Genomic DNA, 19,219 nt, shown 5'->3' with positions numbered 1-19,219 from the left:
ATGAAAGGCATTATTTTGGCTGGAGGTTCGGGCACGCGGCTACATCCCATCACCCGCGCCGTTTCGAAGCAGTTGCTACCCGTATACGATAAGCCGATGATTTACTATCCATTATCGGTATTAATGCTGGCGGGAATTCGCGATATTTTGCTCATTACGACGCCAGAAGATCGTGACCAGTTTCAACGATTATTAGGTGATGGCAGCGAATTTGGCCTTCAGATTACCTATGCAGTACAACCCAGCCCGGATGGATTAGCGCAAGCCTTTATCATTGGCGAAACCTTCATCGGCAACGACAGTTGCTGTTTGGTGCTGGGCGATAATCTCTATTTCGGCCAGGGTTTCAGCCCTAAGCTCAAGAAAGTTGTCGAGCAGAATCAGGGTGCCACGGTATTTGGTTATCAGGTCATGGATCCAGAACGGTTTGGTGTGGTGGAATTTGACGATAACTTTCATGCGTTATCGATCGAAGAGAAGCCAAAGCAACCCAAATCGCGCTGGGCTGTCACCGGACTCTATTTTTACGATAATCAAGTGGTTGAATTCGCTAAACAGGTTCAGCCCTCCGAGCGTGGCGAGTTGGAAATTACCGCCATCAATCAAATGTATCTTGAGCGTGGTGCCCTCTCGGTTGAGCTGCTTGGCCGTGGATTCGCCTGGCTTGATACGGGCACCCACGACAGCCTGATTGAAGCCAGTATGTTTGTGCAAACGGTTGAAAAGCGACAGGGATTTAAAATTGCCTGTCTGGAAGAGATTGCCTGGCGCAACGGTTGGTTGAGTGACGATCAGTTGCGTGCTGCCGGTGAAGCCTTAACTAAGACTGGCTACGGCCAGTATTTGCTGGATTTATTGCATGCCCGTCCTCGTCAATATTAATCCCCTTGCATGGGAGAGCCAGTTCTTCGGCCTTGATACGGTACGGCTGGAGCTTGATGGTGAAACGCCGTTGGCTACTGCCGTGCAACATCCCTGCGCGCTGCTACACATTAAAGTGCCTGCAGAACAAGCGGAAGTGATTGATGCGCTCGGCCAACAAGGTTTTCAACTGGTGGAAGGCGAGGCAGATTTAGCGCTCACCCTTAAACACACTGAACGCCAAACCGGCATTCGCATTGCCCGGGAATCTCAGATCCCTGCGCTACGCGACGCAGCGATGCAGGTTTTTAATCAAAGCCGCTTTCGTGCGCCTTGGTATGCCGCAGATGACAGTGGCCGCTTCTATGCTCAGTGGATTGAAAATGCCGTACGCGGCACGTTCGATAATCAATGCCTGGTTGCCAGCGATGAAGCCGGTGCTTTGCAGGGATTTGTCTCGATGCGTGAAGTTGACGGGGATGCGCGTATCGGTTTGCTGGCGGTGCTGCCGGAAGCGCAAGGCAACGGCGTTGGCCTGCGCTTGATGCTCGCTGCCGCCGATTGGGCGCGGGTTCGGCAATTAAAGCAATTACGTGTTGCCACCCAACTTAGCAATCTCACGGCGATGCGCCTTTATTTACGCAGCGGTGCGCGGCTGGAAAGCACGGCGTACTGGTTCTACAGGAAAGGTCATGATTCCATTTAATGCGCCCCCGATTGTGGGCACTGAAATCGACTATATGCAGTCGGCGATGAGCAGCGGCAAACTCTGCGGTGATGGCGGTTTTACACGTCGTTGCCAACAGTGGATGGAACAACGCTTCAGCAGTAAAAAAGTCCTGCTAACGCCGTCCTGCACCGCATCACTGGAAATGGCCGCGCTGCTGATTGATATTCAGCCCGGCGATGAAGTGATCATGCCGAGCTATACCTTTGTTTCAACGGCCAATGCGTTCGTGCTGCGTGGCGCAAAAATCGTCTTTGTCGATGTCCGGCCTGATACGCTGAATATTGATGAAAACCTGATTGAAGCGGCAATCACAGATAAGACCCGGGCTATTGTGCCGGTGCATTACGCGGGTGTGGCTTGCGAAATGGATACCATTATGGCGCTGGCGACTCAACACCGATTATTCGTGATTGAAGATGCAGCGCAGGGCGTGATGTCGAGTTACAAAGGTCGGGCGCTCGGCAGTATTGGTCATATTGGCTGCTTTAGTTTTCACGAAACCAAAAATTACACGGCGGGCGGTGAAGGCGGTGCCACGCTAATCAATGATGCGAGTCTGGTTGAGCGCGCTGAAATCATTCGTGAAAAAGGCACCAACCGCAGCCAGTTCTTTCGTGGTCAGGTAGACAAATATACCTGGCGCGATATGGGGTCTAGCTATTTGATGTCTGACCTGCAAGCAGCCTATCTCTGGGCGCAACTGGAAGCCGCGGAACGCATTAACCAGCAGCGTTTGCGTCTGTGGCAGCGTTATCATGATGCCTTGCAACCGTTAGCCGCTAAAGGTCGTATCACGCTCCCTACCATCCCAGTGGACTGTAAACATAACGCGCACATGTTTTATCTGAAATTGCACGATCAAGACGATCGCCAGGCGTTGATTAACTGGATGAAAGAAGCGGAAATTCTTACTGTTTTTCATTACATCCCACTGCATAGCTCGCCTGCTGGAGAACGTTTTTCACGCTTTTTTGGCAACGATCGCTTTACGACCAAAGAAAGTGAGCGCCTGTTACGTCTGCCGTTGTTCTACAACCTTTCGGACAATAACCAAAACACAGTGATCAGCTCTCTGCTGAGCTTCTTTTCCTGATGTCATTAGCTAAAGCCTCAGTGTGGACGGCATCGTCTACGCTGGTAAAAATTGCTGCGGGCTTGTTGGTGGTAAAACTGCTGGCGGTGAGTTTCGGGCCAGAAGGCGTAGGGCAGGCCGGGAATTTCCGTCAGTTGATCACCGTCCTGGGCGTCTTAGCGGGAGCGGGAATTTTCAATGGCGTGACGACTTACGTCGCGCAATCACAGCAGGAAACAGAACGGCTACGCGCGGTGGTGGGCACGGCGTCGGCGATGGTGTTGGGTTTTTCAACCCTGGTGGCGCTGATATTTTTACTGGCCGCTACGCCGATCAGTGAAGCGCTGTTTGGTCACGATCGCTTTCAAAACGTGATTCGCGTTGTGGCATTTTTGCAGCTTGGTATTGCCTGGGCCAATTTGACGCTGGCGTTAATCAAAGGGTATCGCGACGCGCGTGGTAATGCGCTGGCGTTGATACTTGGCAGCTTAATCGGCTTGGCGGGTTACGTGTTGTGCTGGTGGCTTGGCGGCTATCAGGGCGCGCTTATCGGCCTGGCGCTGGTGCCTGCATTACTGGTTTTACCGGCAATGATTATCCTAAAGCGGCGCGTACCGCTGCCGCTGAGTTGGCTGCGGCCACAATGGCAACCCGATATTGCCCGCAGGCTGGCGAAATACACTGTCATGGCGCTGATCACCGCTGTCACATTACCGGTTGCCTGGGTGATGATGCGTAATTTACTCGCCGATCAGCAAGGCTGGGCTCAGGTTGGGCTGTGGCAAGGCGTCACCAGCATCTCAGATGCCTACCTGCAATTTATCACCGCGACATTTAGCGTCTGGCTTTTACCCACGCTGGCACGTCTGGAGCACAAGCGGGACATCGCCCGCGAAATAGGTCGTGCGATACGTTTTGTTTTACCTGCAGTAGCCGCTGCCAGTTTCTGCGTTTGGCTGCTGCGCGATATGGCGATCAGTTTACTGTTCTCTGATGCCTTTCGTGGTATGCGCGACCTGTTTGTCTGGCAACTTTGCGGTGACGTATTTAAAGTCGGCGCTTACGTTTTCGGATATCTGGTGATCGCCAAAGCTTCGCTGCGCTTCTATATTTTGACCGAAATCAGCCAGTTCACATTACTGACACTTTTTTCGCGTTGGCTCATACCGCTTCACGGTGCCACCGGCGCTGCGCAAGCCTATATGTTCACTTATGTGGCCTATTTCGCCCTTTGCTGTGGCGCTTTCATTGTTTATTGTCGGAAAAAATGATTTTGATTCACGTTTTGGGATCCGATATTCCCCATCACAATCTGACGGTGCTGCGCTTTTTTAACGATGTTATGCACGTTGAACAGCCAACCGCATCGCCACGCCATTTTATGGTGGTCACGCAGCAGCCTGAACACTTTCAGTCCCTGAACGCGCTGCAGATAGAAACATTCAGCAGCAAGAAAGCGCTGGCGCAAAAACTGATTGAGCGGGCGAAACATCGTCAGCAGCGCTTCTTTTGTCATGGGCAGTTTAATCCCTGGATCTGGCTGGCGCTGCTAAGCGGCAAAGTGCGCCGTTCGCAGTTGTTTTGGCATGTGTGGGGTGCTGACTTATATGAAGACTCGCGCAGCCTGAAATTCCGCCTGTTTTATCTGTTGCGGCGTATCGCGCAGGGTAGGGTGGCGCGCGTGTTTGCCACGCGTGGTGATTTGCATCACTACCAACAACAGCATCCCAACGTTGCGACATCGTTGCTCTATTTCCCGACCAAAATGCCTGATGCGGCGGTAACAGCTGAACCGGGAGAAACGTTCACTCTCCTGCTCGGTAACTCCGGCGACGTCAGTAACCGTCATATTGCGGGTTTAAACGCCATTCGTGAGCAGTTTGGCGAACAGGTAAAAGTAATGGTGCCGCTCGGCTATCCGCCCAATAACGATCTTTATATTGAGCAAGTACAGGCCACAGCGGACAGGTTGTTCCCGGCTGAGCAAGTACGCTTGCTACGCGATAACCTGGCCTTTGATGCCTATTTAAATCTGCTCTCACGCTGCCATTTAGGTTATTTTATGTTCGAGCGTCAGCAGGGCATTGGCACGCTATCTTTACTGATACAGGCCAATGTGCCCTTTGTGTTGAGTCGAAAAAATCCTTTTTGGCGCGATGTCAGTGAGCAGCAACTGCCGGTGTTGTTTAGTGAAGATGCCCTCAATCCAGCCGTTGTGGCGGAAGCGCGACGTCAATTGATGGGATGTGATAAACAGGCAATCGCCTTCTTTGCTCCCGGTTATCTGACGGGCTGGCGTGAAGCGTTATATTTTTGCGAAGAGGAATCTTCATGAGCCTGATGCAGTTTAGCGGTCTGCTGGTGGTTTATCTGCTCTCACTCGGTTTTATTCTTACCCTGACCTGGCGGGAATTTAAGCGTGTGCGTTTCAATTTCCATCTGTTTTTTACCTTGCTGTTTTTACTTACTTTTTATTTTGGTTTTCCATTAAGCTGCGTGCTGGTGTTTCGTTTTGATACGTCGGTGGTGCCCCCTCAGTTTCTGTTGCAGGCGCTGCTGTCGGCGAGCGCTTTTTACGCAATCTATTACGTCAGTTATAAAGTGCGGCTCAAACCGATTAATGCGCCGCCAGCGAAACCCTGGCTGCAGATGAATCGAGTAGAAACACATTTAACCTGTGTGATCCTGGCGCTGGTGGCGTTGGGCACCGTGACAGTTTTTTTCCTGCACAATGGTTTTCTTCTGTTCCGTCTGACCGCTTACAACCAGATTTTCTCCAGCGAAGTCTCTGGCGTTGCGCTTAAGCGTTTCTTCTATTTCTTTATACCCGCAATGCTGATCCCCTATTTCTTGCGCCCAACCCAGCGCAACTGGATGCTGTTTCTGATTATCACCGCAGCCTTCGGTTTGCTCACCTATGCGCTGGTCGGCGGCACGCGAGCCAATATCATCATTGCCTTTGCACTGTTTCTTTTTATAGGCATTACGCGTGGCTGGATTACGTTATGGATGTTGGCGGCGGCAGGTGTAATGGCCATTTGCGGCATGTTTTGGCTGGCGTTGCGGCGTTACAACCTGGACGTGATGGGTGCAGAAGCGTTTTACACTTTTCTTTACCTGACGCGCGATACGTTCTCGCCGTGGGAAAATCTGGCCTTGTTGCTGGAGAATTACCACAAGATTGAGTTTCAGGGCCTCGCGCCACTGTGGCGTGACTTTTATGTGTTTATCCCAAGCTGGTTGTGGCCAGGTCGCCCGGTTATGGTGCTGAACAGTGCCAATTACTTTACCTGGGAAGTGCTGAATAACCATTCCGGGCTGGCAATTTCGCCAACGTTGATTGGCTCGCTGCTGGTGATGGGGGGTGTTTGGGCTATTCCTGTAGGTGCGGTCGCGGTTGGCATGATCATCAAAGGTTTTGATGGGCTGTATGAACGCGGGCGCACTGAAACGAATCGCTATAGTGGCGCTATTTTGCAGAGCTTCTGCTTTGGTGCGGTGTTTAACATGATTGTGCTGGCGCGCGAAGGCCTGGATGCTTTTGGTTCGCGCGTGGTGTTTTTCTGCCTCATTTTTGCTGCCTGTTTAGGCATTGCGAAATTAATTTTTAGGTTACTGGATCACGCCGGACTGATTCGCAGTCGCGGCGTACGGGCATTACACAGCCCATCCTGATCAGCCTTTGGGATTCACAGGAAGATATAGAATAACTATGACTATGTTACCTGACACGCCGCAGTATCAGATTCGCGGCGTGGCGCTGTATGGCTTTAACAGCATGGCGTCTTTTGTTGATTTTCTTATGCCGGAAAAGGGCATACGGACGGGCACGTTGGTCGCGATCAATGCGGAAAAGATATTAACCGCTGAGCAGGATGAAGGGCTTAATACCTTACTGCAACATGCTGAGTTCAAATATCCTGATGGCATTAGCATTGTGCGTTCCATTCGCAAAAAATACCCAGGTGCGCCGGTAAACCGAATTGCGGGTGCAGATTTATGGGAAGCGCTAATGGAACGCGCTGGCCGTGAAGGGACGCCGGTTTTTCTGATTGGTGGCCGCCAGGCGGTGCTGGATGAAACGTGTGACAAGCTGCGTCGCCAATGGAATGTGAATATTGTTGGTGCTCAGGATGGGTACTTTACCCCGGCTGAGCGTGATGCGCTGTTTATGCGTGTGGCTGCCAGCGGCGCAAAGCTGGTGACGGTGGCGTTGGGATCACCGCGTCAGGAACAGTTAATGCTGGCGTGCCGCGAACATTGGACTCATGCGCTCTACATGGGTGTAGGCGGCACCTATGACGTTTTTACTGGGCATGTGAAGCGTGCGCCGAAAATGTGGCAAAATATGGGGCTAGAGTGGCTTTATAGGCTGATCAAACAACCCAGCCGCTGGCGCAGGCAGTTAAAGCTGCTGAAATACCTGCGCTATCATTGGCGCGGCGATCTCTGATATTGCTGAAAAATGCAGCGTTTTCATGCGTGCGAGCAAGATAAATGGTCTATTTGTCGACGAAATGCACAAAGCGTAATCAAACGCGTTTTTTTATTTAAAAAGCACTAGACACGATGGGCGCTTATCTCTAGTATGCACATCCGCAACGGCGCTACGCGCCCGTAGCTCAGCTGGATAGAGCGCTGCCCTCCGGAGGCAGAGGTCTCAGGTTCGAATCCTGTCGGGCGCGCCATTAACTTTGTGCGCAAGAGCTGCGGTGGTTTGATTACCGAGTTAGTAGTAAAGATTTATATGATGTAGGTTTTTGGCTTGCAACATTAAGTATTGTGGTGGCTATAGCTCAGTTGGTAGAGCCCTGGATTGTGATTCCAGTTGTCGTGGGTTCGAGTCCCATTAGCCACCCCAGATTTTGCTGGGATACGCGAAGGTGGCGGAATTGGTAGACGCGCTAGCTTCAGGTGTTAGTGTCTTAACGGACGTGAGGGTTCAAGTCCCTCTCTTCGCACCAGGCAAAACAAATTAAAAAAATCGGCGAGTAGCGCAGCTTGGTAGCGCATCTGGTTTGGGACCAGAGGGTCGGAGGTTCGAATCCTCTCTCGCCGACCACTTTTAGAAACCTGCTTCTTGAAGCAGGTTTTTTTTCGCCTGTAGCAAACAGAGGATGAGAACCTCCGAAGGAGGTTTGAGCCGAGCGCAGCGAGACCACGTTGCTTCAGCAACGGCCCGCAGGGCGCTTCTCAGCGAGAAGCGTAATCCTCTCTCGCCGACCACTTTTAGAAACCTGCTTTTAAAGCAGGTTTTTTTTCGTCTGTAGTAAACAGAGGATGAGAACCTCCGAAGGAGGTTTGAGCCGAGCGTAGCGAGACCACGTTGCTTCAGCAACGGCCCGCAGGGCGCTTCTCAGCGAGAAGCGTAATCCTCTCTCACCGACCACTTTTAGAAACCTGCTTCCTGAAGCAGGTTTTTTTTCGTCTGTAGCAAACAGAGGATGAGAACCTCCGAAGGAGGTTTGAGCCGAGCGTAGCGAGACCACGTTGCTTCAGCAACGGCCCGCAGGGCGCTTCTCAGCGAGAAGCGTAATCCTCTCTCGCCGACCACTTTTAGAAACCTGCTTCCTGAAGCAGGTTTTTTTTCGCCTGTAGAAAAGTCGCGGAGTGATTTAAGCGTGCTGTCGTTGATGTGAGACGAATAATCTTTTGTTTAATAAGGTATTTACTTGGTTTTACTAAGATTGTCTCTGAATGGATACAGCCTTTCTCTTACCTGTCGCTTTTAACCGACACACTTTTCGTTTCCCGTAATTTTCTCTCTTGTCTGTCAGTTTTAACCTACAGATAGATAATGATTTTTTAGGGATATCCCAATCTGGCACGATTTATGCAATAATATCTTTGTAGATGCTCATTCCACCTCTTATGTTAGCGGATGCTACATAAACCTGGGAATGACGCAGAGCCAATTTTGGGTACCTGTTGTCTGCCTGCCTGTATCGCGTGAGCTTTACAGGATCAACAGACACCACGTTGAGTCGGGTACCGTCCAGTTGTCTTATCGACCTGATCTTACACCTGCTTATGGCAGGTGTTTTTTTATCTGCAATATGGCAATAGACAATAAAAGTGACAGGCAAAAAAAAGCCGGGCAAGCCCGGCTGTACACATCCTACCTATTACGCGTTAGGATTATTTTTTAACGTCAGCAATAAACCTTCCCGCCGCATTTTCGCCGCTTCTTCTGGGCGACGCAGACGATCGTATACATCTGCCAGCCAGGCGTAATCAAAAGCATCTGGGCGCTGCGCCAAGGCTTGCTGTAGCGCTTCGGCGGCCTGCTGCCATTCACCATGACGCATTAACAACTGACCCAGCGTACTGTGCAGTAGTGGCGTTGCGCCGTGTTGCTTGATCTGCAGTCGTAACGCTTTTTCCAACGCTTCTGGGTTTCCGCTTTTGATGCGAGGCATCAGCAGCACCAGACGATCGTCGTAGTGGCGTTTCAATCCTTCCAGCACGATTTCCTGCGCAGTGTCGTGGTCATCACATTCAATAAGATGGTCCGCCATCGCCACCTGCAGTGCCGTTTCCTGACGCGTTTTGCGGCTCAGGTTATTCCACCAGCGCTTCAGGCCATCGCTGCCTTGATCGGCCATCGCCTGACTCATCAGGCCAAGCCAGGCTTGCTGTTGCAGTGCGGTACGTTGGTTGTCATCGCTAACCTGCGCTTTCTGCATTGCAGGCAGAATATCTAACAATGCGCTCCACGCTCCGGTACGGATGTAGGCCTGTACTGCAAGACGTAACACTTCAGGATGGCGCGGCGCCACTTCCAGCAAGCGATCTATGCTATGACGCGCGGCATGATCTTCATTGCGGGCCAGTTGAATGCGGGCGCGAGTAATTTCGACAGGAATAGTATTGTTTTCAGAGAGTTCAGATGCACGTTCAAGATGCTGATTTGCTCGCACTTCATCACCACGCTGTTGCGCTGCTTCCGCTGCCAGCAAGTAGTTCGCTACGGGCACATCCGCATGATCGGCATCTTTCGACAACAGTTTCTCGACCTGCTTATGATCGCCTTCTGCCAGTTTCATTAATGCTGATTGCGTATGTCGCTGAGCACGGCGACGTTTACGTCCGGTAAACCAGCCGCGTGTACGCGCGCCAGTACGGAACAGACGACGCAACAGCCATTCCACCGCCAGAATCACCAACAAACTAATAATCAAGATGATCACTAAACCGGTCACGCTGGTTTCGACGTTCCAGTTATCCGTTTGAATCAGCACGTAACCTTGATGGCCAGCGATCATCGGTCCAAGGACCACGCCAGCAATCAGCAGCACAAAGAGGATAAATACCTTGAGCATGCTTAGCCTCCCTGCTGATTAGCATCGACGGAAGGTTGCGCTAACAGGTTCCGCACACGGGTCTGCATCAACTGTTCCAGCAGCGGCTGGCTTTCCAGGTTTTCGGGTAAATCCATGTTGATGTTCTGTTGGCTCAACTCATCCAGCTGGGCGAGAAAGGCTTTGGTGGCGGCGTCGTTGGTGTCATACCAGGCACGCACCCAAGTCGAAACGGTATCGATTGATTGTTTGTAGATTTCGTCTTGATGGCGTGGAACAGCCTGCGCAGCAATCAGCAGGCGTGAACGGATATTTTCGCGTAAGTAGACATCCTGGTTCGGTGCCAGCAACGGCTGCGCAGTATTGTCGCGGCGGCGGATGGTAATGAAATCATCCATAAAGTTGTGCCAGCTTTTAACCAGATTTTGACGCCATTCACGAACCGAGCTGGAAAGCTCGCCGCCGTCGCTGTCCATCGGGGCATCATCGCTGTCGTTGTCGGCCAAACGCAGATTATCCACGCCGTTCGATAACTGATTCAGCTTGAGAATCGTGCCGTCATAATCGACCTGCGTTACTGCTGACAAGGTACTGATATCTTGCGTTAGCGCACGACGTACATTCATTACGCTAGGATCGTTCATGTCAGCCAAACTGGCATCAGCGCTTTTCAACAACGCTGCTGCCGTGGTGACATCCTGATCGCTCCACAATTTGCGGCCCGCCAGTTTCACCAGATAATCTGCCTGGGCTAACAACCAGCTGCGTACATCATTGCCAGAAATCACCGCCACTTTCTCACGCAGCGTTGTCAGTTCTTTCGCGGAACCTTCCAGCTGAGCCTGCGCCGTTTTCAAGGCGCTTTCAGTGCTGATTAACTGCTGCGTCAGCTGCTGTTTGTCGCTGTTGGCCTGCTGTTGCAGGGCACTAAGTTGTTCGCTCAGGCTTTGGTTGGTTTGTGCTTGTAAATCGGCCTGATGTTTCCCATTAAGGTATAAACCGGCGCCAATTGCCAGGGCGATCACAATCGCTACCGCACCCAGCACCATGCCACCGTTTTTATTATTACGCGGTGGTTTGTTGCTGGCGGAAGGAGAGCGTTCAACCGCTGGGGTGGTTTCTTCAACCATGGCGGAGGAGTCTTTTTGTTCCGTCATATGTGGCACATCCCATTGTTAAGTTCAGCGTAACGCACGCAGCAGCGCGTCGTTATCGGCACCATCGGCTACCTGAATATCCTGCCAACCCAAATTTGCGGCCAGGGTAGCCAAACGTTCACTGACGACTAGCAGCCGACAGTTAAGCAACCATTCCTCACGGTCAATTGCGGGGAACAGCAAAAAAAGTTGTTGTAACATTTCACCGCTGGTCACGACTAAAGTAGTAACACCGCGCTCTCGCCAGCGTTTGCCTTCTATCGCCCCGTCATAATGCTTTTGGCAGCGCTGATAACATTCACTAAACAGGACGTCCGCGCCCCGGCTGCGTAAAGTGTCTGCGAGCAACTCCCGACCCTGATTACCCCGCAATATCAAGGCGCGCTTATGGCCTACACGCTGCAACACATTCAGCTGGATAAGTTCTTCGCTGGTTTCTTGCGCGTGGGGATAGGTCACATGCAGGCCGCTAATAGTGTGAAACGCCAGCGCGGTGCTGCGGCCAATTGCATAATAGTCTACGTCGGCGGGCCACGCTGCGCCTGCGTGTTGCATCGCGGGATGGACAAAGTGGATAACCTGCTGCGACAGCATGAAAACCAAATCGCCGGGACGTAAACCTGCCAATTGTTGTGGCAGACGATCAAGATCGCCGCCCGGCGCGAATTCAATCAGCGGCAGGCTCCAGGCCTGTTTACCCAGCGCATGCAGACGTGTTACTAATTCTGCCGCAGCGGGCTCCGGGCGGGTCACCAAAATGGTCATGCCGGCGGTTGGCCTTGATAAACGTCACGCAGAATTTCACGCGCGCCACCTTCTAACAACTCTTCCGCCAGTGAGGTTCCCATTTGCTCAGCTTGATCGCGTGGGCCACGGCGCTCGCCGCTGACCATCACGCTACCATCCGGCGCACCTACCATGCCGCGCAGCCAAAGTTGATCACCTTCTAGCAGCGCAAAGCTGCCGATAGGAACCTGACAACCGCCTTCGAGGCGTGTATTCATCGCACGCTCAGCTTTTACACACACGGCCGTGTCTTCGTGATTCAGCGCTTGCAGCAAGCCAATCAGCGTTGTGTCATCAAGGCGGCATTCTATGCCCACCGCACCTTGGCCCACCGCAGGCAGAGAAATCTCTGCAGGCAAGGGTTGGCGAATGCGATCGGCCAGACCTAAACGTTTTAGCCCGGCTGCGGCGAGAATAATGGCATCATATTCACCGGCATCCAGCTTGCCCAGGCGCGTTCCAACATTGCCGCGTAAGGTTTTAATCACTAAATCAGGACGGCGTGCGCTGATCTGACATTGGCGTCGCAAACTGGAGGTACCCACTATCGCACCCTGCGGCAGTTCGTCGATTGAGGCATAATGATGAGAGACAAACGCGTCACGCGGATCGTCGCGTTCACAAATGGTCACCAGTCCCAAACCTTCGGGGAAATCCACCGGCACATCTTTCATTGAATGCACCGCCAGATCGGCACGATTTTCCAGCATAGCCTGTTCGAGTTCTTTAACGAACAAGCCTTTACCGCCGACCTTAGCCAGCGGCGTATCAAGAATAATGTCACCTTTGGTGACCATCGGAACCAGCTCAACGCGTAAGCCTGGATGGGCGCTCATGAGGCGCTGCTGTACATATTGTGCCTGCCACAAAGCGAGTGGACTCTGTCTTGTAGCAATTCTGAAAATTTTGTCTAACATGCTGTTAACCATTTTGATCGTTCACCGAATATCCTATCATCGATAGGGGAATGCTGTCAGTTTCAACGGATTGAAAACAGTCCGCTCTCAGATTTCGCCCGTGTTTATCGCGGTGGAGCTTTGAGCCAGAGTCTGAAAAGGCAGGACGCCAGCAGGAACGTGCTAAACTGTTAAGTAGCGCAACTTTCTTTACGGTCAATCTGCCGAGTGATAGATTGATCACGTTTCCAGCAATAATCTGCACGACATCTTGATTATAAAGCGGCAGATTTTGGAAACAGGGTGCTTAAACATTAGGACAATCAGGCGAAACGTCTTGTACCTCTACATTGAGACACTGAAACAGAGACTGGATGCTATCAACCAGCTGCGTATTGATCGCGCGCTGGCTGCCATGGGACCCGCTTTCCAGCGCGTCTACAGTCTGCTGCCAACCTTATTACATTATCAACATCCGCTGATGCCGGGTTACCTTGAAGGTAACGTTCCACATGGCATCAGCTTCTTCACGCCTGAAGAAAACCAGCACCGTTTGCTGGCTGACTTGACCGGCGATCATGACCTTACGTTGGCTGATACGCCGAAAGGGCAAATGCCGATTACCGGCATCTATTCCATGGGCAGTACGTCATCCGTAGGACAAAACAGCATATCGGATCTTGATATCTGGGTTTGCCATCAATCCTGGCTCGACAATGAAGAGCGCCTCAATCTGCAACGTAAGTGTACCTTGCTGCAGAAATGGTGTGTGTCGATGGGCGTAGAAGTCAGTTTCTTCCTGATTGATGAAAACCGTTTTCGACATAACGAAAGCGGTAACCTCGGCGGCGAAGACTGTGGTTCAACACAACATATTTTGTTGCTGGATGAATTCTACCGCACCGCGGTTCGCATGGCAGGCAAACGTATTCTGTGGAATATGGTTCCAGGCGAAGAAGAGCATCATTATGACGAATACGTCATGTCGCTTTATGCCAAAGGTGTGCTGACACCCAACGAATGGTTGGATTTAGGCGGCCTCGGGACGCTGTCGGCAGAAGAGTACTTCGGTGCCAGCTTGTGGCAGCTCTATAAAAGTATCGACTCGCCTTATAAAGCGGTGTTGAAAACCTTGCTGCTGGAAGCGTACAGCTGGGAATACCCCAACACGCAGTTGCTGGCGATGGATATCAAGCAACGTCTGCATGATGGTGAAATCGTCTGCTTTGGTCTTGATCCTTATTGCATGATGCTGGAACGCGTCACGCACTATTTGACCAGCGTTGACGATCAGCCACGCCTTGATTTAGTGCGCCGCTGCTTCTATCTCAAAGTGTGTGAAAAGCTCACCAGTGAAGAGCATTCACATCGCACCGGCTGGCGTCGTGAGATTTTGTCGCAGCTGGTTAAAGAGTGGGGCTGGGACGAAGAAAAACTGGCCATTCTCGATAATCGTGCAGGCTGGAAAATCGAGCGGGTTCGTGAAGCCCATAATGAATTACTGGATGCGATGATGCAGAGTTATCGCAACTTGATCCGCTTTGCGCGCCGCAACAATTTAAGTGTCAGCGCCAGCCCGCAGGATATCGGCGTGCTGACACGTAAACTGTACGCAGCGTTTGAAGCGTTGCCGGGTAAAGTCACCTTGGTTAACCCGCAAATTTCGCCCGATCTTTCGGAAGAGAATCTGACCTTTATCCATGTGCCGCCGGGACGTGCCAATCGTTCCGGCTGGTATTTGTATAATCAGTCGCCGGACATGAACTCGATCATCAGCCATCAGCCGCTGGAATATAACCGCTACCTCAATAAACTGGTGGCGTGGGCGTGGTTCAACGGGTTAATGACCAGCAAAACGCGGCTGCATATAAAAGGTAATGAGATTTGCGACTTGGCACGTTTGCAGGAGCTGGTGAATGATGTTTCCAGCCATTTCCCGCTGCGTGTGCCTTCACCTACGCCAAAAGCGTTGTACAGCCCGTGCGAAATTCGTCATCTCGCGATCATTGTGAATCTTGAATACGATCCCACCTCGGCGTTTCGTAATCAGGTAGTGCATTTTGATTTCCGTAAGCTGGATGTGTTCAGCTTTGGTCAACAGCAGCAATGTCTGATTGGCAGCATCGATCTGCTGTATCGCAACTCGTGGAATGAAGTACGTACGCTGCATTTCAGCGGCGAGCAGGCGATGATTGAAGGATTGAAAACCATTCTGGGCAAAATGCATCAAGATGCCGCGCCACCCGATACGGTAGAAGTATTCTGCTACAGCCAGCATCTGCGTGGTTTAATTCGTACTCGTGTGCAGCAACTGGTGTCGGAATGCATCGAATTGCGCCTTTCCAGTACGCGACAGGAGCCGGGCCGCTTTAAAGCCTTGCGTATGGCGGGTGAAACCTGGGGCCTGTTCTTCGAACGCATGAGCGTCTCGGTGCAGAAGTTGGAAAATGCCGTCGAGTTTTATGGGGCGATTTCCAACAACAAACTGCATGGCTTGTCGATTAAAGTCGAAACCAATCAGACGCCGCTACCGCCGGTCGTCAACGCTTATGCGAGTGAAGGCATCATCCAGTTCTTCTTTGAAGACACCACCGATGAGCGTGGTTTTAATATCTATATTCTGGATGAAACTAATCGGGTTGAGGTTTATCACCACTGTGAAGGCAGTAAAGAGGAGCTGGTGCGTGACGTTAGCCGATTCTATTCATCTTCGCATGACCGGTTTACCTACGGCTCCAGCTTTATCAACTTTAACCTGCCGCAGTTCTATCAAATTGTGAACACCGGCGAGCGTTTCCAGGTGATTCCTTTCCGCAGCCAGACGCTGACGCAGTTGTGTGCTTCTCAGCCAGACAACGACAACAGCGACTACCAGCCGCGTTATCAGATGCATTGATTCTGGTGGGCCGCACAGCATGAATGCGCGGCCGCCATCTTCACAGCTTGTCACAACGCTCACGCTATTTACGGGGATTTCCTGTTGCTTTTCCGACTTCAACTGCGATGATAAGCATCCAGGTAAAGGACATGAAGAGCATAAAGAATGAAGAAAGTAATTAGCCTGTTGGGAATTGCCTTGGCATTAACGAGCCTTGCAGGCTGTGGGTTAAAAGGACCGCTTTACTTCCCGCCGAAGGATAAGCCGCAAACGCAAAAAACACCGACTGAGTCGCAAAAAACAGAGGCTTCCAAAGCGGATGTGAGCGGATTAGTGACTGACGATTCGAGCACTCAAGCGAACTAATTTCAATGGCGCATCCGGCGGAGCAAAAAATGCAGTTCTCCAAAATGCACGGCCTCGGCAACGATTTCATGGTTGTGGACGCTGTGACGCAAAATGTCTTTTTTTCGCCCGAACTGATTCGCCGATTGGCCGATCGTCATTTGGGTATCGGCTTTGATCAGTTGCTTATCGTTGAGCCACCTTACGATCCTGACCTCGATTTTCACTATCGTATCTTCAACGCAGATGGCAGCGAAGTGTCGCAATGCGGCAACGGCGCACGCTGTTTTGCCCGCTTTGTGCAACTGAAAGGCTTGACCAACAAGAGCGACATCCGCGTCAGCACGCAGGCGGGCCGCATGGTGTTAAGCGTAACGCCGGACGATCTGGTCTGCGTCAACATGGGCTTGCCTGACTTTGAGCCTCAGCAGGTGCCTTTTCGCGCCAACAAAGCGGAAAACATTTATCTGCTCCGCGTTGCTGAACAAACTGTGATGTTTGGCGCGGTATCGATGGGGAATCCGCACTGCGTGATTCAGGTCGAAAGTGTAAAAACGGCACAGGTTGAAGTATTAGGGCCAATTCTTGAAGGCCATGAACGTTTCCCAGAGCGCGTCAACGTTGGCTTTATGGAAATCGTCAATCCTGAACATATTCGTCTGCGCGTGTATGAACGCGGTGCGGGCGAAACCCAGGCGTGCGGTAGCGGTGCATGTGCAGCCGTTGCTTGTGGCATCCAGCAGGGAATTTTGGCACCAAAAGTGCGTGTTGATTTACCCGGCGGCACGCTGCACATCGCCTGGAAAGGGGCTGGAGAACCACTTTACATGACCGGCCCAGCCACACACGTCTACGATGGGTTTATTCATCTATGAAAAATATCGAAGAGCAAGCCGATAATACGGTCTTGCTGGACGATCAAGCCGTTAACGATTACCTGCGGCAAAATCCCGATTTCTTTATCCGCAATGCGCGCCAGGTCGAACAAATGGCGGTGCCGCATCCGGTACGTGGCAGCGTGTCGCTGGTGGAATGGCACATGGCACGTCAGCGCAATCATATCCAGCAGCTGGAAGAAGAGATCACGCTGCTGATGGAGCAAGCCACTAATAATCACCAGCTGTTTGATCGTCTGCTGTCGTTACAGGGACATTTAGCGGCGGCCGATTCTCTGCAGGAGATGTTAAATCGCCTGCACCGCTGGGCGCGTGAGCTGGGCCTAGCGGGTGCAAACATTCGTTTGTTCAATGATCAATGGCGTCTTGGCGCGCCGTCTGATTTTATTCAGCTAAGCCTTTCACGCCAGCTGTTTGAGCCGCTGCGTATTCAACGTTTTGGCAATGAACACCATTATCTCGGCAGCATTAATGGCCCGGAATTGCTGTTGCTGCTGCCGCAAGCCAAAGCGATTGGCTCGGTGGCGATGTCGTTAATGGGCGAACATGGCGATTTGGGCGTGCTGATTTTCAGCAGCCGCGACAGCCAGCATTATCAATCGGGCATGGGCACGTTGCTGTTGCAGCATCTGTCACAAATGATGCCTGAACTGTTGATGCGCTGGGTAGAGCGCGCATGAGTCATTCGCTGCAGGATGCCGTCGACGGATTTCTGCGCTATCTGAAAGTGGAGCGCCAGCTCAGTCCGCTCACGCAAAGCAACTATGCGCGCCAGCTCGCCGCGTTGGTGATTATTGCGAATGAGATGAAAATCAGCGCCTGGGCGACGCTGGAACCGGCACAGGTGCGCAGCATGGCGGCACGCAGTCGCCGCACCGGTCTTTCCGCCAGCAGCCTCGCGCTGCGTCTTTCGGCGTTGCGCAGTTTTCTTGACTGGCAAGTCAGTCAGGGCATGTTAAGTGCCAATCCTGCAAAAGGCATTGTTACCCCGAGAAAAGCGCGTCATTTACCTAAAAATATTGATGTTGATGAAGTGAATCAGCTGCTTGAGATCGATCTTGATGATCCGCTAGCGGTACGCGATCGCGCCATGCTGGAAGTGATGTATGGCGGTGGATTGCGTCTTTCTGAACTGGTAGGCATGGATTGTCGCCATGTCGATATGGCTTCAGGTGAAGTCTGGGTAACAGGTAAAGGCAGCAAAGAACGCCGCGTACCGATTGGTCGTACTGCTGTAACCTGGCTTGAACATTGGCTGCCGCTGCGCGCCAGCTTTGGCTGCGAGGATGATGCGCTGTTTCTCTCCACGCGTGGCTGTCGTATATCGGCGCGTAACGTGCAGAAGCGCTTTGCGGAGTGGGGCATCAAGCAGGGCGTAGCCAGCCATATCCATCCGCACAAGCTTCGCCACTCTTTTGCGACCCATTTACTTGAGTCGAGTGGCGATCTCCGTGCGGTGCAGGAGCTGTTGGGGCATGCCAACCTTGCGACTACGCAAATTTATACCCATCTCGACTTCCAACATCTGGCTTCGGTGTACGATGCTGCCCATCCCCGCGCCAAACGAGGAAAGAAAGAATGAAGTTTTATCGTCCCTTACGTGCCATCAAAGCCATGACTTTTGATCTCGATGACACGCTTTACGACAATTATCCGGTAATACGTAAAACCACCGAAGAATCCCACGCTGCGCTACAGGCGTTCCATCCCTCGCTGCAAACTTTCACGGCGGAAGCGTATCAGGCGTTGCGTGATGAATTGCTGCTGCGGGAGCCCGATATCTACCATGATGTGTCGGAATGGCGTCGTCGTTCGGTTGAGCTGGCGATGTTGAATGCTGGCATTCCCGCAGAACAAGCCTTTGCCGGGGCTGCGCAGGTGATGGAGGTTTTCCATCAATGGCGTAGCGAAGTGAAAATGCCAGAAGAGACGCATCAAACGCTGAAAATGTTGGCGGAAAAAGTGCCGCTGGTGGCCATCACCAACGGCAATGCGAAGTTAGAAAAGTTGGGAATTGCTGACTACTTCCAGTTTGCGTTGCGTGCCGGCCCGGATGGTCGCGCTAAGCCATGGGAAGATATGTATCATCTGGCCGCAAAACGTTTGAACATCGCGCCGGAACACATCCTGCACGTGGGTGACGATCTCACTACCGATGTGGCCGGATCGCTGCGCTGCGGCATGCAAGCCTGCTGGATCAACCTGCGCCAAGGCAATCTTATGCACATCAATGATGCGCGCCTGCTGCCGCATGTTGAAATTTCACAGTTGGCATCGCTCACCTCACTGCTATAATG

Annotated in this window: 17 protein-coding genes, 4 tRNA genes and 3 other RNA genes; 20 read left to right on the top strand and 4 right to left on the bottom strand. The window is 52.0% G+C overall.

All coding sequences use genetic code 11. The annotated features are described in order from the left end of the window. The 14 genes from rfbA to MUG06_RS19215 all read left to right on the top strand — a co-directional run bounded on the left by rfbA (position 1) and on the right by MUG06_RS19215 (position 8,216). Entirely contained in the window at positions 1-882 is an 882-nt protein-coding gene (gene rfbA / locus MUG06_RS19280) for a glucose-1-phosphate thymidylyltransferase RfbA (protein ID WP_243079724.1), read from the top strand. Next, positions 860-1,567 (top strand): dTDP-4-amino-4,6-dideoxy-D-galactose acyltransferase, encoded by a 708-nt coding sequence (gene rffC, locus MUG06_RS19275; protein WP_243079723.1) that lies wholly within the window; start codon positions 860-862, stop codon positions 1,565-1,567. Before rfbA ends, rffC begins: the two co-directional genes overlap by 23 nt. Beyond that, the gene (rffA, locus tag MUG06_RS19270; RefSeq protein WP_243079722.1) at positions 1,554-2,684 is read left to right on the top strand and encodes a dTDP-4-amino-4,6-dideoxygalactose transaminase; all 1,131 of its coding nucleotides are present in this window, start codon (positions 1,554-1,556) and stop codon (positions 2,682-2,684) included. Before rffC ends, rffA begins: the two co-directional genes overlap by 14 nt. Then, positions 2,684-3,934: a lipid III flippase WzxE gene (gene wzxE / locus MUG06_RS19265; protein WP_215847990.1), complete on the top strand. Its 1,251-nt coding sequence runs from the start codon at positions 2,684-2,686 to the stop codon at positions 3,932-3,934. The genes rffA and wzxE overlap by 1 nt, the downstream gene beginning before the upstream one ends. After that, entirely contained in the window at positions 3,931-4,998 is a 1,068-nt protein-coding gene (locus MUG06_RS19260) for a TDP-N-acetylfucosamine:lipid II N-acetylfucosaminyltransferase (protein ID WP_243079721.1), read from the top strand. Before wzxE ends, MUG06_RS19260 begins: the two co-directional genes overlap by 4 nt. Then, entirely contained in the window at positions 4,995-6,338 is a 1,344-nt protein-coding gene (wzyE, locus tag MUG06_RS19255; RefSeq protein ID WP_243079720.1) for an ECA oligosaccharide polymerase, read from the top strand. The genes MUG06_RS19260 and wzyE overlap by 4 nt, the downstream gene beginning before the upstream one ends. A gap of 37 nt (positions 6,339-6,375) precedes the next feature. Next, positions 6,376-7,116, top strand: a complete 741-nt coding sequence (gene wecG / locus MUG06_RS19250; protein WP_215847988.1) for a lipopolysaccharide N-acetylmannosaminouronosyltransferase — start codon at positions 6,376-6,378, stop codon at positions 7,114-7,116. A gap of 158 nt (positions 7,117-7,274) precedes the next feature. After that, positions 7,275-7,351: transfer RNA gene (locus MUG06_RS19245), tRNA-Arg, on the top strand. 97 nt (positions 7,352-7,448) lie between these two features. Continuing rightward, positions 7,449-7,524, top strand: a tRNA-His gene (locus tag MUG06_RS19240). 16 nt (positions 7,525-7,540) lie between these two features. After that, positions 7,541-7,627, top strand: a tRNA-Leu gene (locus tag MUG06_RS19235). Positions 7,628-7,648: 21 nt separating this feature from the next. Continuing rightward, a tRNA-Pro gene (locus tag MUG06_RS19230) sits at positions 7,649-7,725 on the top strand. Positions 7,726-7,759: 34 nt separating this feature from the next. Next, positions 7,760-7,889: non-coding RNA, RtT sRNA (locus MUG06_RS19225), on the top strand. Between the two features lie 33 nt (positions 7,890-7,922). Continuing rightward, positions 7,923-8,052: non-coding RNA, RtT sRNA (locus MUG06_RS19220), on the top strand. Positions 8,053-8,086: 34 nt separating this feature from the next. Further along, a non-coding RNA gene (locus MUG06_RS19215) (RtT sRNA) lies at positions 8,087-8,216 on the top strand. A 572-nt stretch (positions 8,217-8,788) separates the two neighbouring features. Here MUG06_RS19215 and hemY read toward each other — a convergent pair. Genes hemY through hemC form a run of 4 tightly spaced genes read right to left on the bottom strand, consistent with a single transcriptional unit; the run spans position 8,789 to position 12,824 of the window. Then, on the bottom strand, positions 8,789-9,985 hold the full coding sequence (hemY, locus tag MUG06_RS19210) for a protoheme IX biogenesis protein HemY (RefSeq protein ID WP_243079719.1): 1,197 nt from the start codon (positions 9,983-9,985) through the stop codon (positions 8,789-8,791). Between the two features lie 2 nt (positions 9,986-9,987). Continuing rightward, on the bottom strand, positions 9,988-11,121 hold the full coding sequence (hemX, locus tag MUG06_RS19205; RefSeq protein WP_243079718.1) for a uroporphyrinogen-III C-methyltransferase: 1,134 nt from the start codon (positions 11,119-11,121) through the stop codon (positions 9,988-9,990). Between the two features lie 24 nt (positions 11,122-11,145). Beyond that, the gene (hemD, locus tag MUG06_RS19200) at positions 11,146-11,886 is read right to left on the bottom strand and encodes a uroporphyrinogen-III synthase (RefSeq protein WP_243079717.1); all 741 of its coding nucleotides are present in this window, start codon (positions 11,884-11,886) and stop codon (positions 11,146-11,148) included. After that, positions 11,883-12,824: a hydroxymethylbilane synthase gene (gene hemC / locus MUG06_RS19195; protein ID WP_243079716.1), complete on the bottom strand. Its 942-nt coding sequence runs from the start codon at positions 12,822-12,824 to the stop codon at positions 11,883-11,885. Before hemC ends, hemD begins: the two co-directional genes overlap by 4 nt. A gap of 316 nt (positions 12,825-13,140) precedes the next feature. Between hemC and MUG06_RS19190 the strand changes: the two genes are divergently transcribed. The 6 genes from MUG06_RS19190 (at position 13,141) to yigB (ending at position 19,217) form a co-directional block, all read left to right on the top strand. Beyond that, positions 13,141-15,699 carry a class I adenylate cyclase gene (locus MUG06_RS19190; RefSeq protein ID WP_215847984.1) on the top strand — a complete coding sequence of 853 codons (2,559 nt, stop codon included), beginning with the start codon at positions 13,141-13,143 and terminating at the stop codon, positions 15,697-15,699. Between the two features lie 147 nt (positions 15,700-15,846). Beyond that, complete coding sequence (locus tag MUG06_RS19185) at positions 15,847-16,047, top strand: lipoprotein (protein ID WP_243079715.1); 201 nt, start codon at positions 15,847-15,849, stop codon at positions 16,045-16,047. 29 nt (positions 16,048-16,076) lie between these two features. Next, positions 16,077-16,901 carry a diaminopimelate epimerase gene (gene dapF, locus MUG06_RS19180; protein ID WP_243079714.1) on the top strand — a complete coding sequence of 275 codons (825 nt, stop codon included), beginning with the start codon at positions 16,077-16,079 and terminating at the stop codon, positions 16,899-16,901. Continuing rightward, positions 16,898-17,602: a DUF484 domain-containing protein gene (locus MUG06_RS19175; RefSeq protein WP_215847982.1), complete on the top strand. Its 705-nt coding sequence runs from the start codon at positions 16,898-16,900 to the stop codon at positions 17,600-17,602. Before dapF ends, MUG06_RS19175 begins: the two co-directional genes overlap by 4 nt. Next, a complete protein-coding gene (xerC, locus tag MUG06_RS19170; RefSeq protein WP_243079713.1) occupies positions 17,599-18,504 on the top strand; it encodes a tyrosine recombinase XerC in 906 nt (301 codons plus the stop codon). The genes MUG06_RS19175 and xerC overlap by 4 nt, the downstream gene beginning before the upstream one ends. Further along, a complete protein-coding gene (gene yigB, locus MUG06_RS19165; RefSeq protein ID WP_243079712.1) occupies positions 18,501-19,217 on the top strand; it encodes a 5-amino-6-(5-phospho-D-ribitylamino)uracil phosphatase YigB in 717 nt (238 codons plus the stop codon). Before xerC ends, yigB begins: the two co-directional genes overlap by 4 nt. Positions 19,218-19,219: the final 2 nt, after the last annotated feature.

The organism is Pantoea sp. MQR6, assembly GCF_022761075.1.
Classification (GTDB): domain Bacteria; phylum Pseudomonadota; class Gammaproteobacteria; order Enterobacterales; family Enterobacteriaceae; genus Pantoea; species Pantoea phytostimulans.
The sequence above is the reverse complement of the archived record's forward strand: the minus strand, read 5'-3'. Positions and strand labels throughout refer to the sequence as shown.

What these genes read in the sequence shown, in the direction of transcription:
- hemX (WP_243079718.1), bottom strand. Translation starts at nt 11,121, where the DNA reads ATGACGGAACAAAAAGACTCCTCCGCCATGGTTGAAGAAACCACCCCA.
- rffA (WP_243079722.1), top strand. Translation starts at nt 1,554, where the DNA reads ATGATTCCATTTAATGCGCCCCCGATTGTGGGCACTGAAATCGACTAT.
- MUG06_RS19260 (WP_243079721.1), top strand. Translation starts at nt 3,931, where the DNA reads ATGATTTTGATTCACGTTTTGGGATCCGATATTCCCCATCACAATCTG.
- hemD (WP_243079717.1), bottom strand. Translation starts at nt 11,886, where the DNA reads ATGACCATTTTGGTGACCCGCCCGGAGCCCGCTGCGGCAGAATTAGTA.
- yigB (WP_243079712.1), top strand. Translation starts at nt 18,501, where the DNA reads ATGAAGTTTTATCGTCCCTTACGTGCCATCAAAGCCATGACTTTTGAT.
- xerC (WP_243079713.1), top strand. Translation starts at nt 17,599, where the DNA reads ATGAGTCATTCGCTGCAGGATGCCGTCGACGGATTTCTGCGCTATCTG.
- wzyE (WP_243079720.1), top strand. Translation starts at nt 4,995, where the DNA reads ATGAGCCTGATGCAGTTTAGCGGTCTGCTGGTGGTTTATCTGCTCTCA.
- hemC (WP_243079716.1), bottom strand. Translation starts at nt 12,824, where the DNA reads ATGTTAGACAAAATTTTCAGAATTGCTACAAGACAGAGTCCACTCGCT.
- rfbA (WP_243079724.1), top strand. Translation starts at nt 1, where the DNA reads ATGAAAGGCATTATTTTGGCTGGAGGTTCGGGCACGCGGCTACATCCC.
- MUG06_RS19185 (WP_243079715.1), top strand. Translation starts at nt 15,847, where the DNA reads ATGAAGAAAGTAATTAGCCTGTTGGGAATTGCCTTGGCATTAACGAGC.
- hemY (WP_243079719.1), bottom strand. Translation starts at nt 9,985, where the DNA reads ATGCTCAAGGTATTTATCCTCTTTGTGCTGCTGATTGCTGGCGTGGTC.
- rffC (WP_243079723.1), top strand. Translation starts at nt 860, where the DNA reads ATGCCCGTCCTCGTCAATATTAATCCCCTTGCATGGGAGAGCCAGTTC.
- wecG (WP_215847988.1), top strand. Translation starts at nt 6,376, where the DNA reads ATGACTATGTTACCTGACACGCCGCAGTATCAGATTCGCGGCGTGGCG.
- wzxE (WP_215847990.1), top strand. Translation starts at nt 2,684, where the DNA reads ATGTCATTAGCTAAAGCCTCAGTGTGGACGGCATCGTCTACGCTGGTA.
- MUG06_RS19175 (WP_215847982.1), top strand. Translation starts at nt 16,898, where the DNA reads ATGAAAAATATCGAAGAGCAAGCCGATAATACGGTCTTGCTGGACGAT.
- dapF (WP_243079714.1), top strand. Translation starts at nt 16,077, where the DNA reads ATGCAGTTCTCCAAAATGCACGGCCTCGGCAACGATTTCATGGTTGTG.